This is a genomic window from Streptomyces sp. P9-A2 (genome assembly GCF_036634175.1).
Classification (GTDB): domain Bacteria; phylum Actinomycetota; class Actinomycetes; order Streptomycetales; family Streptomycetaceae; genus Streptomyces; species Streptomyces pratens.
Genome location: NZ_JAZIFX010000001.1, coordinates 7,522,736 through 7,541,450 on the forward strand (window position 1 = coordinate 7,522,736; position 18,715 = coordinate 7,541,450).

The window sequence follows — 18,715 nt, forward strand, 5'->3', positions numbered from 1 at the left end:
GCGCGCGGGTCCGCGCGCCGCCCCGCGCCCGAAGGACTGCACCCCGATGACGGACCTGCACGCCCAGCACCCCACCACGCCCGCCTCCGCACCGGCCGGCACCACCCCGCCGGCCCGCGCCGACCACACCACCCGGCACGTCCCGCTCGGTGAGCTGTTCGCCGGGTGGGTGACGCGCGACCCGCACGCCCCCGCGGTGACCGACGGCCGGCGCACCTGGTCGTACGGGGAACTCGCGCGGCGGGCCGGCCGTCTCGCCGCCCACCTCGTCGGCAGCGGCGCCGGACCGGAGCGGACGGTGGCGCTGGTCCTGCCGCGCTCCATGGAACTGATCGCCGCCGAGCTGGCCGTGGCCCTGGCCGGTGCCGCGTTCCTCCCCGTGGACCCCGGCTATCCGGCCGAACGGCGTGCCCTGATGCTCGCCGACGCCGCACCGGCCGTCGTCCTGGACGACCCCGACCGGGTCCGCGCGCTGATGGACGCCGGGACCCGGGAGACGGACCCGCCCGGGAGCCGCGTGCTCCCCGACCACGCGGCGTACGTCATCTTCACCTCCGGCTCCACCGGCACCCCCAAGGGCGTCACCGTCACCCACCGCGGCATCGGAGCCTTCGCCGCGGCCGCCGCCGAGCGGTACGCCGTCGGGCCGGGCGACCGCGTGCTGCAGTTCTCCTCACCGAGCTTCGACGCCTCCGTACTGGAGCTGTGCATATCCGTCCTGTCCGGCGCCCTGCTGGTCGTACCGCCGGACGGGCCCTGGCTGGGCGACGAACTGGCCGCCGTCCTGGACGAGCACCGCATCACCCACGCCCTCATACCGCCCGCCGCCCTCGCCACCCTGCCCGACCCGGCGGACACCGGCGGCGCGCCGTACCTGCGCACCCTGATCGTCGGGGCCGAGGCCTGCCCGGCCGCGCTCGTCGACCGGTGGGCACCCGGCCGCCGCATGATCAACTCCTACGGGCCGACCGAGGCCACCGTCGTCGCCACCTGGTCCGGGCCGCTGACCGCCGGCACCGGAACACCGGCCATCGGCAGCCCCCTGCCCGACACCCGGGCCCACGTCCTGGACGCGGCGATGCGCCCGGTGCCGCCCGGCACCGAGGGCGAACTGTACGTGGGCGGCGACGGGTTGGCGCGCGGCTACCTCGGCCGCCCCGGCCTGACCGCGACCCGGTTCGTCGCCCACCCCTGCGGACCGCCCGGCGCCCGCCTCTACCGCACCGGCGACCGGGTGCGCCGCAGGGCGGACGGCGAGCTGGATTTCCTCGGCCGGGCCGACCGGCAGGTCAAGGTGCGCGGCTTCCGCATCGAGCCCGGCGAGATCGAGGCCGCCCTGACCCGCGACCCCGACGTCCGTGAGGCCGTCGTCGTGGTCCGCGACGAGGAACCCGCCCGCGGCCGGCTCGTCGGCTACGTCACCCCCGCCGACCCGGCCCGCAGGCCCGAGCCCGCCCGGCTGCGCGCCGCCCTCGCCACCGCCCTGCCGGCCCACATGGTGCCCTCCGCCGTCGTCGTCCTGGACGCGCTGCCCCTCACCCCCCAGCACAAAATCGACCTGAGGGCCCTGCCCGCCCCCGGGAGCGCGCGGACCGAGGAGCACGTCGAGCCGCGCACCGACGGCGAGCGGGCCCTGGCCGCGATCTGGGCCGACGTCCTCGGCGCCGACACCATCGGCGTCACCGACGACTTCTTCGACCTGGGCGGCGACTCGATCCTCGCCACCCGCACCCTGACACGGATCAGGGAGGTCCTCGGCGTCCGGCTCTCCCTGCGCGACGTGTTCACCGCACGGACCGTCGCCGCGCTCGCCCCGCTGGCCGCCGAGCCGTCCGCCGCCGTACCACCGGACCCGATTCCCTCCGCCCCGCGCGAAAAGCCCGTCCCGCTCTCCAGCGCCCAGCGACGCCTCTGGTTCCTCGACGACCTCACCGACGGCGGAACCGAGTACCACACCGGTGTCGCGCTGAGGCTGCGCGGCCCGCTCGACACACCGGCCCTGCGACGCGCCCTGGACCGGCTCGCCGCCCGCCACGACTCCCTGCGCACCACCTTCGCCACCGTCGACGGCCAGGGCGTCCAGCTGATCGCCCCCGAGGCGGTACTGCCCCTGGGCACGGCCGACGTCGCGCACCTGCCCGCCGACCGGCGGAGTGACGCCGTCGAGCGCCTGCTGACCGAGGAACTGCGCCGCCCCCACGACCTGACGTCCGGCCCCCTGACCCGGGCGCTGCTCGTCCGCCGCGCACCCGAGGACCACATCCTGCTGCTGGCCCAGCACCACATCGTCACCGACGGCTGGTCGGCCGGCGTCCTGACCCGGGACCTGGCGGCGCTCTACCGCGCGGAGGCCTGCGGCGAACCGGACGGCCTTCCCCGGCCGGGCGTGCAGTACCCGGACTTCGCGCTGTGGGAGCGCGAACGGCGTACCGGCGACGCGGACGCCGACGACCTCCGCTACTGGAAACGCCACCTGGCCGGCCTGCAGCAACTCGAACTGCCCACCGACCGGCCCCGGCCGGCGGTGCGCACCACCGCGGGCGCGGCTCACCGCCACGACCTCCCGAAGCGCCTGGTGGACCGGCTGCGGCAGCTGGCCCAGGGCCGTGGCACCACCGTCTTCACGCTGTTCGCCGGAGCGGCGGCCGTGCTGTTCTCCCGCTACTCGGGGCAGCGGGACGTGGCGTTCGGGACCGTCACCAACGGACGGGACCGCCGCGAACTGGAGGACGTGACGGGCTTCTTCGCCAACACCGTCGTGCTGCGCGGCGAGGTCGACGACGCCGTCACGGTCGACCGGTTCGTGGAGTCCGTGCGCGCGACCGTGCTGGACGCCTTCGCGCACGACGGCGTGCCGTTCGACCGGGTGGTCGAGGAACTCGCCCCGCGGAGAGACCCCAGCCGTACTCCGCTGGTGCAGGTGCTGGTGGTACAGCAGGCGGCGCCCGCCCGGCCGCCGCTGGCGGCCGGGGTGCGGATCGAGGAGCATCCGCTGCCCCGTCCGGCCGCCCGCTTCGACCTCGTGCTGGAGTTCGCGCCGCGCGCCGACGGCGGCTGCGAGCTGACGGCCGAGTACAACACCGACCTGTTCGAGGCGGCGACCGTGGCCCGGATGAGCCGCCAACTGCACCGCCTGCTGGAGGGCATGGCGGACGGCCCGCACCGGACGCTGGCCGAACTGCCGCTGCTGTCGGACGACGAGCGGCGCACGCTCCTCGACTCCTGGAACCCGCCCGCGCCGGCCGACGACCACGCCGACGGCGCCACGCTCCCGGCGCTGTTCGAGGCACAGGTGGCCCGAACTCCCGACCGGACCGCCGTGACCTGCGGCGGGGCCCGGCTGGACTACGCCGAACTGAACCGGCGCGCCAACCGGCTCGCCCGGCTGCTGACGGCGCACGGCGCGGGCCCCGAGTCCCTGGTGGCGCTGTGCCTGCCACGCTCGGCCGACCTGCTGCCGGTGCTGTGGGCCGTCCTGAAGTCGGGCGCCGGATACCTGCCCGTCGATCCCGGCTACCCGGCGGAGCGGATCCGCTTCATGCTCGACGACGCGGCCCCCGCCCTCGTCGTCGCCACCCGTGAGACCGCCCACGCGCTCCCCGAGGACCGCGAACCGCTGCTCCTGGAGGACACCGGCCCGTCCGATGCCGGTGCCGGTGCCGGTGCCGATGTCCCGGACCTGGCCGACGCCGACCCGACCGACGCCGACCGGACCCGGCCGCTCGACCCGTCCCACCCCGCCTACGTCATCCACACCTCCGGGTCCACCGGCCGGCCCAAGGGCGTGGTCGTCACCCACCGCAGTGTGGCCGCGCTGGCCGCCTGGGCGAAGGAGACGTTCGGCCCGCGCGGGCTGGCGCACGTCGTCGCGTCCACCTCCCTCAACTTCGACGTGTCCGTCTTCGAGCTGCTGTGCCCCCTGCTGGCCGGCGGCAGCGTCGAGGTGGTCGCCGACCTCCCGGCCCTCGCCGACGGCGCCGGCCCGCGCCGGGCCGGACTCCTCAGCGGCGTCCCGTCCGTGCTCTCCCGCGTGCTCGGCGGAGGCGGTCCCGTCGAGGCGGACACCGTCGTCCTGGCCGGCGAGGCCCTGCCCGCCCGGACCGTGCGGGACATCAGGGACGCCATGCCCTCGGCCGAGGTGGCGAACCTCTACGGCCCGACCGAGGCCACCGTCTACGCCACCGCCTGGTTCGCCGGCGGCACCGTCCCCGACCAGGCCCCGCCCATCGGCCGTCCCGTCGCCCGCACCCGCGCCTACGTACTGGACCGCCTGCTGCGCCCCCAGCCCCCTGGTGTCATAGGTGAGTTGTACCTCGGCGGCGGCGGACTGGCCCGCGGCTACCTGCGACGCCCCGGTCTGACCGCCGCCCGCTTCGTCGCCGACCCCTTCGGTGCCCCCGGCGGCCGCATGTACCGCACGGGCGACCTGGTGCGCTGGAGTACCGACGGCCGGCTCGAATACCTCGGCCGCATGGACCAGCAGGTCAAGGTGCGCGGCTTCCGCATCGAACTGGGCGAGGTCGAGGAGGCTCTGCGCCGCTGCACGGGCGTCGCCGAGGCCGCCGCGGCCGTCCGCGACGGCGACGGCCACCGCCGTCTGGCCGGATACGTCGTCCCCGCTCCCGGCGCCCGCGTGGAACCGGAGGCGGTACGCCGCGAACTCGGGCGCACCCTGCCCGACCACATGGTCCCCGCGGCCGTCGTGGTGCTGTCGGCCCTGCCGCTCAACCCCAACGGCAAACTGGACCGCGGCCGCCTCCCCGACCCGGCGCCGGCCGAACCCGCCACCCGCCACGTCGCACCCCGCACCCCCACCGAACGGACCCTCGCCGGCATCTGGGCCGACGTCCTGCACGTGGAGCGGGTCGGAGCGGACGACAACTTCTTCGCGCTGGGCGGCGACTCCATCCTGAGCATCCAGGTCGTCGCCCGGGCCCGGCAGGCGGGCCTCACGATCACCTCGCGGGACGTCTACCGGCACCAGACGGTCGCCGCCCTGGCCCGCCGCGCCGACGAGGCGGGGAGCCGGCGGCCCGCCCCCGTGTCCGCGCCCGTCGAGGCGACCGGTGCCGCGCCGCTGACACCCATCCAGCACTGGCTCTTCGACAGCGCCGCCGAGCGGGCCGGGCACTTCGGCCAGACGCTCTCGGTGGAACTGCGCGCCGGCGTCGACGCGACCGCACTCGAGGACGCCCTCGACGACGTGGTCGCCCACCACGACGCCCTGCGTTCCCGCTTCCCCGCCGACGAGGCGGGCGTACGGTGGCTGATCGACGGCCCGGCCGCCCGCTGCCGCCTCGCGCGCCACACCGGCCCGGACACCGACGCCCCCCACCTCGGCCCCCACGACCTGCGCCACGGACCGCTGCTGCGCGCCGTGCTGCACGACCGGGGCCCCGGACGGCCGCACGTGCTGCACCTGGCCGTCCACCACCTCGTCGTCGACGGAGTCTCCTGGCGTCTGCTCCTCGAAGACCTCGACCGGGCCTACCGTGCCCGCCGGGCCGGCCGGGACGGAGCAGCGGCGCTGCCCTCGAAGTCGTCCCCGCTGCGGCAGTGGGCCGAGCGCCTCGCCGCACACGCCGCCGACGGCGGCTTCGACGACGAGAAGGCCTACTGGGCCCGGGCGACCGAGGGAGCCCGGGCCGCCCTCCCGTCGGACCGGACGGGCGCCGACACCTACGCCTCCCAGCGCTCGGTGACGGTACGCCTCGGCCCCGAGGACACCGAAGCGCTCCTGCGGACCCTGCCCGAGACCTACCGCACCCGGGCCAACGACGTCCTGCTCGCCGCCCTCGGCCGGGTGCTGTGCGGCTGGACGGGGCACCACCGGGTGCTGGTGGACGTCGAGGGCCACGGCCGCGAGGAACTGTTCGCCGACGTCGACACCAGCCGCACCGTCGGCTGGTTCACCACCCGCCACCCCGTCGCCCTCGCCGTCCCGCCCGAGGCGTCCTGGGACGCCGTGCTCAAGCAGGTCAAGGAGCAGCTGCGCGCGGTGCCCCGGCACGGCCTCGGCCACGGCGTCCTGGCCCTGCCGGGCCGCGACGCCGCACCGCTCCCGGCGACCACCGCGCAGATCAGCTTCAACTACCTGGGCCGCTTCGGGCTCTCCGGAACGTCGGAGACCTCCGGGGGGCTGTACGGCGGGCCGTTCCGTCCGCTGGAGCTGGACGCCGACCCCGCGGCGTCCCGCCCGCACGCCCTGGAGGTGGTGGGACTGCTGGACGGCGACAGCCTGGAGTTCACCTGGTTCTACTCGGACGAGCTGCACCGGCGGGAGACCGTCGCGGACCTCGCCGGACGGTTCGCCGACGCGCTGGCCGGCCTCGCCCGCCACGCGGCCCGGCCCGGCGCCGCCGGCCGCACCCCCTCGGACTTCCCGCTGGCCCGGCTCGACCAGACACACGTCGACCACATCGTGGGCGAGGACCCCGCCGGGGTGGAGGACGTCCACCCCCTCACGCCCACCCAGGCCGGCATGCTCTTCCACCGGCTCTCGCAGGACGACCGCGGCGTGTACTTCCAGCAGCTGACGTTCGTCCTGGACGGCGTGGAGGACCCGGCCGTGCTGGCGGACGCCTGGCAGCGGGTCACGGACCGCACGCCGGTGCTGCGCGCCCGGGTGGCGTGGCAGGACGTGCCCGAGCCGCTCCTCGTCGTGCAGCGCCGGGCGGCCGTGCCGGTGGAACTCCTTGACTGGCGCGGCCTGTCCGACGCCGAGCGGGACGAGCGGCTGCGCACACTGCTCGACGGCGACCGCGCCCGCGGCGTCGACCTGACGCGGGCGCCGCTCCAGCGCCTGACGCTGGCCCGCCTCTCCGACCGCGAGGTCCGTCTCGTGTGGTCCTTCGACCACCTGATCCTGGACGGCTGGAGCCTGTTCCAGGTCCTCTCCGACGTCTTCGCCTGCCACGCCGGCCTGACGGGGACGGGCGCCGCGGACATCCCGCTGCCCGACCGCCGTCCCTTCCGCGACTACGTCGCCTGGCTGCTCGACCGCGTGGACCGGGCCGAGGCCGAACGGCACTGGCACACCCGCCTGAACGGCCTGGACGAGGCCACCGCGCTGCCCTTCGACCGCGAACCGCGCGAGAGCCACCGCGCGGAGTCGACACGGGCGGTACGCGTCACGGTGCCCGAGACCACCACCCGGGCACTGACGGGCCTGGCCAGGACGGCGGGCCTGACCATGAACACCCTCGTGCAGGGTGCCTGGGCGCTGCTGCTGAGCCGCCAGGCGGCCCGCGACGAGGTGGTCTTCGGCACCACCGTCTCCGGACGGCCGCCCGAGCTGCCCGGGGCCGACACCATGACCGGCCTGTTCATCGCGACCCTGCCCACCCGCGTGACCGTGCCGCGGGACGAGACGCTGCTCACCTGGCTGGGCAGGCTCCAGCAGGAGCAGAGCGAGGACCGCCGCCACGACCACGTGCCGCTGCACCACATGAAGGCGTTCACCGGACTGCCCGAACGCGCCGCCCTGTTCGACAGCATCGTGGTGTTCGAGAACTACCCGGTCGACGACGACCTCGCCGCCGCGCACGGGCTGCGGCTCAGCGGCCTGGACGGTATCGAGACCACCAACTACCCGCTCGGCCTGGTCGCCTACCCCGGCACGGAACTCACCCTGCGCCTCGGCTACGACCCGGACCTCTTCGACGCCGCCACCGTCGAGCGGATGGCCGAGTACCTCACCGTCCTGCTGGAGGGCTTCGCCACCGCACCCGAGAGCGCGCCCGCCCGCCTGCCCCTGCTGACGGCCGCCCGGCGCGAGCAGGTGCTCCACGCGTGGAACGACACCGCCACCGGCACCCCCGCGGCGACCACCGCGGACCTGTTCGCCGCGCAGGTGCGGCGCGACCCCGGCGCCGTCGCGCTGCTGGCCGGCGACGAGCGGCTCACCTACCGCGAACTCGACGACCGGGCCGGGGCACTGGCCGGCCGGCTGGCCGCGCTCGGGGTGCGCCCGGAGGTCCCCGTCGGCGTCCTGATGGACCGCTCGGCCGGCCTCGTCGTCACCCAGGTCGCCCTCGCCCGTCTCGGCGGCGTGTACGTCCCGCTCGACGGCAGGGCGCCGCGGGAGCGGCTGCGCACGATGCTCGGGGAAGCCGGTGCCGGCCTGCTGCTCACGGACGGGGTGTGGGAGGAGACGGCCGCGGCCCTCCTCCCGGAAGGCCGCGTACTTCGACCGGACGACGATCCGGACGACGACACGGCCGAGGTCCCGGCGCCCACGGTCCCGGCGCCCACGGCCCCAACACCCACGGCCGTGCCGCGCGTGCACCCGGACAACGTCCAGTACCTCATGTTCACGTCCGGCTCCACCGGCAACCCCAAGGGCGTGGCGGCGCGGCAGCGGGACGTCGCGGCGCTCGCCCTCGACCGTGCCTTCGCCGTCCACGACCGGGTCCTCGTGCACTCCCCGCACGCCTTCGACGCCTCCACCTACGAGCTGTGGGTGCCGCTGCTGCGCGGCGGCACGGCCGTGCTCGCCCCGCCGGGGGACCTCGAAGCCGCCGCCGTGCGCCACGCGATCACCGAACAGGGAGTGACCTGCCTGTTCCTGACGGTGGGCCTGTTCCGCCTCCTCGCCCAGGAGGACCCCGCCTGCCTGCGCGGCGCGCGGGAGGTGTGGACCGGCGGCGAGGCCGTGCCCGGCTCCGCCGTACGGCGCGTGCTGGACGCCTGCCCGGACCTGACCGTCGTCGACGTGTACGGGCCGACCGAGACCACCGCCTTCGCCACCCGGCGGGACTTCCGCGCCGGTGACGAGCTGCCCGCGACGCTGCCCATCGGCCGCCCCCTGGACGACACCCGAGCGTACGTCCTGGACGGCGCGCTCCAGCCGCAACCACCTGGCGTCCCGGGCGAGTTGTACCTTGCGGGCGCCGGGCTGGCCCGCGGCTACACCGGACGCCCCGGCGCGACGGCGGCCCGCTACCCCGCCGACCCGTTCGGCCCGCCCGGCACCCGCATGTACCGCACCGGTGACATCGTGCGCTGGAGCGCGGACGGCGAACTGCACTTCGTGGGACGCGCCGACGACCAGATCAAGATCCGCGGCTTCCGCGTCGAACCCGCCGAGATCGAGGCCCGGCTCACCGCGCACCAGGCGATCGCCGAGGCGGTGGTGTCGGCGGCGCGGCACGCGGGACGCACCCGCCTGGTCGCCCACCTGGTACCCGCCCCCGGCACGGCCGTGCCGCCGGCGGCCGAGCTGCGCGAGAGCCTGTCCGGCGAACTGCCCGACTACATGGTCCCGGCCGCGTTCGTCACCGTGGCGGAGCTGCCCCTGACCGCGAACGGCAAGGTCGACCGGCGACGCCTGCCCGACCCCGACCCGTCGGCGGCGGGCGACACCGCCCACCGCGCGCCGCGCACCGACGCCGAGCGGGTGCTCGCCGGCATCTGGGCCGAGCTCCTCGGCGTGGAACGGGTCGGCGTCGACGACCACTTCTTCATGCTGGGCGGCGACTCGATCGTCAGCATCCAGGTCGTCTCCCGCGCCCGCACCGCCGGGCTCGCACTGACTCCGAGGGACCTGTTCCGGCATCCCACGCTCGCCGCCCTGGCCACCGCCGCGACCGGCGCCGCCCCGGCCGTCGCGGGCACCGGTCCGGTGACCGGCGAGGTCGGGCTCACCCCGATCCAGCACTGGTTCCTCGACGCCGAACCGCCGCGCCCGGAGTACTTCGACCAGTCCGTGGTCGTCGAGACGGCCGAGGACGTCGACGCCGACGCGCTGAGCGCCGCCCTGGCCGCACTGTGGGCCCACCACGACGCCCTGCGCGCTCGCTTCACCCGCGCCGCGGACGGAACCTGGCACCAGGAGTACGCCGCCCCCGGCACCGAGACCCCCCGGCTGCTGCGGGTGCACGACCTGAACGGTCTCGACGCGCGGGCCGCCGAGGAGGCCGAGGCCTGCTTCTCGCAGGAGGCGCACACCGGTTTCCGGCTGGACACCGGCCCGCTGATCGCCGCCCGGCTGTTCACCCGCGAGCACCGGGCCGCCCGCCTGCTGCTGACCGCCCACCACCTGATCGTCGACGGCGTCTCCTGGCGCATCCTGCTGGAGGACCTGGAAACCGCCTACCGGCAGGCCCGGGACGGCGAGCGAATACGGCTGCCGCAGCGCACGACGTCCGTGCGCGAATGGGTGCGGCGGCTCACCGAACGCACCGGCGAGGAAGACTTCGCCGCGCAGCGCGCCCACTGGGCGACGGTGGCGCGGCACTGCGCAGAACCGCTGCCGGTGGACCTCGACGGCGGCAACACCGCCGCCGACCTGCGCGCGGTGACCGTACGCCTCGACCGCCGGCGGACCGCAGACCTCCTGCGCGGGGTTCCCGCCGTCTACCGCACCCGCATCGACGACGTCCTGCTGACCGCCCTCGGCCGCGTGCTGGCCGACTGGACCGGACGCCGCACCGTCGCCGTGGGACTGGAGGGGCACGGCCGCGAGGACCGGCTCTTCGACGACCTCGACCTGTCCCGCACGGTCGGCTGGTTCACCAGCCTCTTCCCGGTCGCCCTCGAACTGCCCGACGGGGACTGGGGCACCGCCCTGAAGTCCGTGAAGGAACAGCTGCGGGCCGTACCCGACCGGGGCGTCGGCCACGGCTCCCTGCGCCACCTGGCGGGCGACGAGCGGCTCGCCGCCACGCCGCTGCCCGGCATCAGCTTCAACTACCTGGGCCGGTTCGACTGGTCGGCCGACGGCGGCGCGCTGGTCCGGGCGGTTCCCGGCGGCCTGGGCGGCGCCGAGGACCCCGCCGCACCGCGCCCGCACCTGCTGGACGTGGTGGCCCGCGTCGAGGACGACGAGCTGGAGATCACCTGGCACTACAGCGGCGGACGCCACCGCGAGGAGACGGTCGCCCCGCTCGCCGAGGGCATGCTGCGGTCGCTGGAGGAGATCGTCGCGCACTGCGCCGCCCCGGACGCCGGCGGCCGCACGCCCTCGGACTTCCCGCTGGCCCGGCTCGACCAGGCCGCCGTGGACCGGGTCGTGGGGGACGGACGCACGGTCGAGGACGTGTACCCGCTGACGCCGATGCAGGCGGGCATGCTGTTCCACAGCCTCATGGACCCCCAGGGCCGCACCTACGTGAACCAGGTGCAGGTGGTGCTGCACGGCGTCACCGACCCGCACGCGCTCGCCGAGGCGTGGCGGCGCACGGCGGACGCGAACCCGATCCTGCGCACCCGCCTGGTGTGGCAGGAGACCGCCGAACCCCTCCAGGTGGTGGAGCGGCGGGCCGTCGTGCCCGTCACCCACCACGACTGGTCCGGCCGGCCCGCCGAAGAGTGCGCACGGGACACGGAGTCGCTGCTGGACGCGGACCGGCGGGCCGGGATCGACCTCGGCGCGGCCCCGCTCATGCGGCTCGCGCTGATCCGGCTCGCACCGGACCGGGTGCGCATGGTGTGGACGTTCCACCACGTCCTGCTCGACGGCTGGAGCGCGGCCCAGGTGTTCGACGAGGTGTGCGAGCGGTACGCGGCCCTGACCACCGGACACCGCCCGCAGGTGCCCGACCGGGCGCCCTTCGCGGACTACCTGCGGTGGCTGGCCGACCGGGACGCCGGCCGTGCGGAACGCCACTGGCGCGAGACCCTCGCCGGGTTCGCCGCCCCCACCGCGCTGCCGCGCGACCGGCGCCCCGCCGGGGCCCACCGCACATCCTCCTCGGGAACGGTCCGGGTGACCCTCGGGCGGGAGGTGTCGGCGCGGCTGAAGAACACGGCTCAGCGGGCCGGCCTGACCGTCAACACGGTGCTCCAGGGCGCCTGGGGGCTGCTGCTGCACCACTACGGCGGCGGTGACGACGTCGTCTTCGGCACGACCGTGTCCGGCCGCCCGGCCGAACTGCCCGGCGTGACCTCCATGGTGGGCCTGTTCATCAACACCCTGCCCACCCGGCTGCGGATCGACGGCGAGCGCCCCCTGCTGGAGTGGCTGCGCGATGTGCAGGCCGCCCAGTCGGAGGCCCGGCGCCACGACTTCGTCTCCCTCGCCCAGCTGCAGACCTGGAGCGAGGTGCCCGGCGGCACCAACCTGTTCGACAGCATCGTCGTCTTCGAGAACTACCCGTTCGACGAGGGCGCCCTGGCCCGGCACGGGCTCGCCGTCGAGCAGGAACGCGACCTGGAGCCGACCAACTACCCACTCAGCGTGGTCGTCGCCCCCGGCGACGACGTGACGGTGTCCCTGGACTACGACCCGGCGGCCTTCGACGCCGCCACCGTCGAAGGGCTCGGCGCGAGCCTGCGCACCTTGCTGACGCGGATCGCCGCCGACCCCGGCCGCACCCTGGCCGACCTGCCGCCGCTCGAACCGGCCGACGGACGCCGCCTGCTGGACCGGCTCGCGGGGCCGGTGGCGACGCTGCCGCGCCGCACCCTGGCGGACGCCTTCGCGGCACAGGCCGCCCGCACCCCCGACGCCCCGGCCGTGACCGCCGGCGCCGAGCACCTCACGTACCGGCGGCTCGACGAGCGCGCCAACCGGCTGGCCCGCCTCCTGATCGAGGCCGGGGCCGGACCGGAGCGGTTCGTCGCGCTGGCCCTGCCCCGCACCGCCGACCTGATCGTGGCGCTCCTCGCGGTCCTCAAGAGCGGCGCCGCCTACCTCCCGGTCGACCCCGGCCATCCGGCGGAGCGCATCGCCTTCCTCCTCGAGGACGTGCGGCCCGACGCGGTGATCACCTGCGCGGAGACCTCCGCGCGGCTGCCGGACGGCCCGTACACGCGGATCGCCCTGGACGACGCGGCCTGCGCCGGGCGGCTGGCCGCCACGTCCGCCGCGCCCGTCGGCGACGGCGAGCGGCGCGGCGGGCTGCTGCCGGACCACCCCGCCTACGTCATCCACACCTCCGGCTCCACCGGCCGGCCCAAGGGCGTCGTCGTCCCCCACGCCTCGGTGGTGGCGCTGACCGACTGGGCCGCCGCCGAGTTCACCGGCCGCGGGCTCTCCCACGTGGTGGCCTCCACGTCGCTCACCTTCGACGTGTCGGTGTTCGAGATCCTCACGCCGCTGCTGGCGGGCGGCCACGTCGAGGTCGTCCGCGACCTGCTGGCCCTCGCGGAGCGGCCCGGTCCGTGGCGTGCGGGACTGCTCAGCGCCGTCCCCTCCGCCCTGGGCCGCCTGCTGGCCGAGGACACCGTGCACGTCACGGCCGACACCGTCGTCCTGGCCGGCGAGGCGCTGCCCGCCCGCGCCGTCCGCCAGGTGCGGGAGGCGATCCCCGGCTGCCGGGTCATGAACATCTACGGCCCCACCGAGGCCACCGTCTACGCCACCGCCTTCACCTGCGACCCGGCGGACCCCGACCGGGTCCCGCCCATCGGCCGGCCCGTCGGAGGCGCCCGCGCCTACGTCCTCGACGCCCGCATGCGCCCCGTGCCCGTCGGGGCGCCCGGCGAGCTGTACCTCGCCGGGACCGGCGTGGCCCGCGGCTACCTGAACCGGCCCGGCCTGACCGCGTCCCGTTTCCCCGCCGACCCCTTCGGCCCGCCCGGCAGCCGCATGTACCGCACCGGCGACCTGGTCCGCTGGACCGCCGACGGCGATCTGCTGTACCTCGGCCGGACCGACGACCAGGTGAAGGTGCGCGGCTTCCGCATCGAACTCGGCGAGGTGGAGGCCGCGCTGGCCCGCCACCCGCGGGTGGCCGCGGCCGCCGCCCGGGTCGTGGAACACGACGGCCACAAGCGCCTCGTGGGCTACGCCGTGCCGCGCGGCGACGACCCCCCGGCACCGGCCGACCTGCGCGCCTTCCTCGCCCGGACGCTGCCCGACCACCTGGTCCCGGCGGTCGTGGTGCCGCTGGAGCGGCTGCCGCTGGGCGCCACCGGCAAGCTGGACCGGCGGGCCCTGCCCGAACCGGTGTGGTCCGCGGCCACCACCACGGGGGGCAGCCGGCCGCCGCGCACCGCCACCGAGCGGACGCTCGCCGCGATCTGGTCCGAGGTACTGGGCGTGCCCGACGTGGGCGCGACGGACAACTACTTCGCGCTCGGCGGCGACTCCATCCTCGGCATCCGGATCGTCTCCGCCGCCCGCCGCGCCGGATTCGCGCTGACGCCCCGGCACCTCTTCCAGCACCAGACGGTCGCCGAACTGGCCACGGCCGCCGAGGAGTTCCCGGCCGTGCCGACGGCCGCCGCCGAACAGGGCCCGGTCGTCGGAGACGTCCTCCTCACGCCCGTACAGCACTGGCTGTTCGACACCCTCACCGGCGACCCGGCCCGCTTCACCCAGGCGGTCTCCTTCGAGCTGGCGACCGACACCGACGAGACGCTGCTGCGCGCCGCCCTCGCGGCGGTGCTGGAGCAGCACGACGCGCTGCGCATGCGCTACGAACCGGCCGGCGACGGACGGTGGCACCAGTACGGCACCCCGCCCGGTGCCGCGCCGCACCTCGAGGTGCACGACGCGCCCGTGGCGCCGGCCGCCGTGGCCGCCGGCCTGTGCGCCGGATTCGACCTGACGCGAGGGCCGTTGCTCAAGGCCGCCCTGTGCCGCCCGGACGGCCACCGGCCGCCCGTCCTGCTGCTGGCCGCCCACCACCTGGTCGTCGACGCGGTGTCCTGGCGGGTGGTCCTGGAGGACCTAGACGCCGCCCACCGGGCGCTGCGCGCCGGTGCCCCGCCCGGCCCGGGGGCGAAGACGACCTCCTTCCGGGAATGGGCCCGGCGCCTGGCCGCGCACACCGCCGACGGCGGCTTCGACGACGAGATCACCCACTGGAGCGCCCTGCGCCCCACGGCCCTGCCGACCGACCTCACCGGCGGCAACACCGCCGCCGACGAGGAGACGGTGACGGTGAGCCTGGACGGCGAGGAAACCCGCCGGCTCCTCCAGGACGTGCCGGACGTCTACCGCACCCGCGTCAACGACGTCCTGTTGTGCGCCCTCGGCCGGGTCCTGGCCCGTTGGACGGGACAGGACCGGGTGGTGGTCGCGCTGGAGGGCCACGGCCGCGAGGACCTCTTCGACGACGTCGACCTCGCCCGTACCGTCGGCTGGTTCACCACCCTGTTCCCCGTGGGCCTCGACGTGCCCCGCGACGCCGGCCTCGGGGCCGCGCTGAAGACGGTCAAGGAGAACCTGCGGGCCGTGCCGCGCGGGGGAGTGGGCTACGGCGCGCTGCGCCACCTGCACCCCACGGCCGGAGGCGAGCTGCCCGGCCTGCCGCAGGTGAGCTTCAACTACCTGGGACGGCAGGACTGGAACGCGGCCGAGGACGGTCTGCTGCGCGCGCCCCACGACGGGCTGACCGGCGGCATGGACCGCTCGGCGGACCGGCCGCACCTCATCGACGTCCTCGGCCGGGTCACCGACAAGCGGCTGGAGTTCACCTGGTCGTACTCGCGGAACGTGCACCGGCACGACACCGTCGCCCGGCTGGCGGCCGAGACGGCCGAGGAGCTGCGGGAGATCGTCCGGCACTGCGCCGAGCCCGGCGCGGGCGGCCGCACCCCCTCGGACTTCCCGCTCGCCGGGCTGGACCAGGCGGCCGTCGACCGGCTCGCCGGCACCGGGCGCGACGTGGTGGACGCCTACCCGCTCACCCCCACGCAGACCGGCATGGTCGTGCACGGCATGGACGAGCCCGGTGAGGGCCTGTACACCGAGCAGATCACGTTCGTGGCGGACGGCGTGCGCGATCCCCGGCTCCTGGCCGCCGCCTGGCAGCACGTCGTCGACCGGACCCCCGTCCTGCGCACCGCCGTGGCCCTCCGCGGGATGCCGGTCCCGCTCCAGACCGTGCACCGCCACGCCACCCTGCCCGTCACCGCACTCGACTGGAGCGCACGGACACCGGCGGAGCGGGAGGCCCGGCTGCGGCGGCTGCTCGACGAGGACCGCGCCCGGGGCATCGCCCTGGACCGGCCCCCGCTGCTGCGCGTCACCCTGATCCGGCTCGGCCCGGACGAGGTGCGCGTCGTGTGGACCTTCCACCACGTCCTGCTGGACGGGTGGAGCGTCTTCCACGTGCTGGGCGACGTGCTGGCCGCACACGCCGCGCTCGCCGCCGGCACCGAGCCGCCCCCGCCGCAGCGGCGGCCCTTCGCGGACTACGTCGCCTGGCTCGCGGGCCGGGACACCGCCGCCGCCGAGGAACACTGGAAGGCGGCCTTCGCGCACTACGCCGCACCCACCCCGCTGCCCTACGACCGCAGGCCCGCCCCCGGCGCCGCCGCCCGCTCGGGCACCTGGCTGTCGCGGCGGCTCGGCGCGGACGGCACGGCCCGGCTGACGGAGTTCGCCCGCCGGCACCGCCTCACCCTCAACACGCTGGTGCAGGGCGCGTGGGCGCTGCTGCTGGCGCGCGCCGGCGGCGAGCGGGAGGTGTGCTTCGGCACCACCGTCTCCGGGCGGCCCGCCGGCCTGCCCGGCGCCGACACCATCACCGGCCTGTTCATCACCACCCTGCCCGCCCGGGTCACCGTGGACGAGGACGCGCCCTGTGCCGCGTGGCTGCGCGAGCTGCAGGCCGCGCGGGCGGAGGACCGGCGCTTCGACCACGTCCCGCTGTCCGAGCTGCACCAGTGGAGCGAACTGCCTTCCGGAACGGCCCTGTTCGACAGCCTGCTGGTCTTCGAGAACTACCCGGTCGGCGACGCCACCGCCGGCGCCCACGGCGTCCGGATCCGGGACCTCGACGCCCGTGAGGCGACCAACTACCCCCTCACCGTGGTGATCTCACCCGGCGACGAACTGAGCGTCGAACTCGGTTACGACCCCCGTTACTTCGAGGAGTCCACCGCCCACGCCCTGGCCGCCCGGCTGGTGCACACCCTGTCCGCCCTCGCCGCATCCGGTGACCGGGCGCCGTTGCACGCCCTCGACGTGCTGCCGCCCGGTGAACGGCACCGGCTGCTGCACGGCCCCGTACGCCCGCAGTTGCCGCCGGTGACCCCGGCGACGCTGCCGGCACTGATCGAGGCCGGGGCCGACCGGTGGCCCGACCGCCCGGCCCTCGACACGGGGGAGTCATCGCTGACCTTCGGCGAGGCGGAGGCACACGCCAACCGGCTCGCGCACCGGCTCATCGCGCGCGGGGCGGGACCCGGCGACATCGTCGCCCTCGTCCTGCCGCGCTCGGCGGACATGGTCCTCGCCCAGCTCGCCGCGGCCAAGGCGGGCGCCGCCTTCCTCCCGGTGGACCCCGGCTATCCGGCCGAACGGGTCGCGCTGATGCTGCGCGACGCGGACCCCGCCGTCACCCTCACCGCCGGGGAGGTGGCCGGCCTGCTCGCCGCGCCGCCCGACGGCACGCCCGGTCACCGGCCCACCGACACCGACCGCGTCCGCCCCCTGGACCTCGACGACCCGGCGTACGTCATCTTCACCTCCGGCTCCACCGGCATCCCCAAGGGCGTCGTCGTCCCCCACCGCGGACTGGCCGGCTTCGCCGCCGCCGAGGCCGCGCACTACCAAGTCCGCGCCGGGGACCGCGTCCTGGCCTTCGCCACGCCCAGCTTCGACGCCTCCGTGCTGGAGCTGTGCATGTCCCTGCCGAACGGCGCGGCCCTCGTCGTACCGCCGCCCGGCCCGCTGCTCGGCGCGGAACTGGCCGACTTCCTGCGCACCGCGCACATCACGCACACCCTGCTGCCGCCCGCAGCGCTCGCCACCCTCCCGCCGGACACCCCCGGCACCCTGCCGGACCTGCGCACCCTGATCGTCGGCGCGGACGCCTGCCGGGCCGAACTGGTCGCCCGCTGGGCACCGCACCACCGCATGGTCAACTCCTACGGGCCCACCGAGGCGACCGTCGTCGCCACCTGGTCCGACCCGCTGGAACCGGACGGCTCCGCACCGCCCATCGGCCGCGCGCTGCCCGCCACCGGCGCCTACGTCCTCGACGCGCGCCTGCGCCCCGCCCCCGACGGCGTGCCCGGCGAACTGTGGCTCGCCGGACCGGCCCTGGCCCGCGGCTACCAGGGCCGCCCCGGCCTGACCGCGGCCCGCTTCACCGCCGACCCGTTCGGACCGCCCGGCACCCGCATGTACCGCACCGGCGACCTGGTCCGCCGCGACGCCCGCGGCGAACTGCACCACCTCGGACGCACCGACCACCAGCTCAAGCTGCGCGGCCACCGCATCGAGGCCGGCGAGGTGGAGGCGACCCTGGTACGCCACCCGGCGGTGCTGGACGCCGTGGTGAGCGTGCGGGAGGACGAACCGGGGCTGCCGCGTCTGGTGGCCCACCTGCTCGTCGCGCCCGGCGCCGAGCCGCCCGCCGGCGCGGAACTGCGGGCCTTCGCCGCCCGGACCCTGCCCGGCCCCATGGTGCCCTCGGCGTTCGTGGCGCTGGACCGGTTCCCGCTCACGGAGAACGGCAAGACCGACCGGGCCGCGCTGCCCGCGCCCGGCCCGGACACGGAGCCGTCGGCCGCCGGGCACATACCGCCCCGCACGCCCACCGAGGAGGCCGTCGCCGCCCTGTGGGAGGAGGCCCTGGGAACCACCACGGGGGCCGAGGACGACTTCTTCGCCCTGGGCGGCGACTCCCTGCGCGCCCTGCTCATCGCCTCCCGCGCCAACGACACCTTCGGCGTGACCCTCACGCCCCGCGACGTCCTGGTCCACCGCACCGTCGCCGCCCTGGCGGAGCTGGTGGAGGAACAGGTGCTGAGCGAACTCGAGGACGCCGCACGCGGCGACAGCGACCACGACGAACGGTGAGGACCGGACAAC

Annotated in this window: 1 protein-coding gene; it reads left to right on the forward strand. The window is 76.0% G+C overall.

Annotation, left to right across the window (positions count from 1 at the left end):
* The first annotated feature begins 46 nt into the window (after window positions 1-46).
* Window positions 47-18,703, forward strand: a complete 18,657-nt coding sequence (locus V4Y04_RS33965) for a non-ribosomal peptide synthetase (protein WP_332432155.1) — start codon at window positions 47-49, stop codon at window positions 18,701-18,703.
* The last annotated feature ends 12 nt before the right edge of the window (window positions 18,704-18,715 follow it).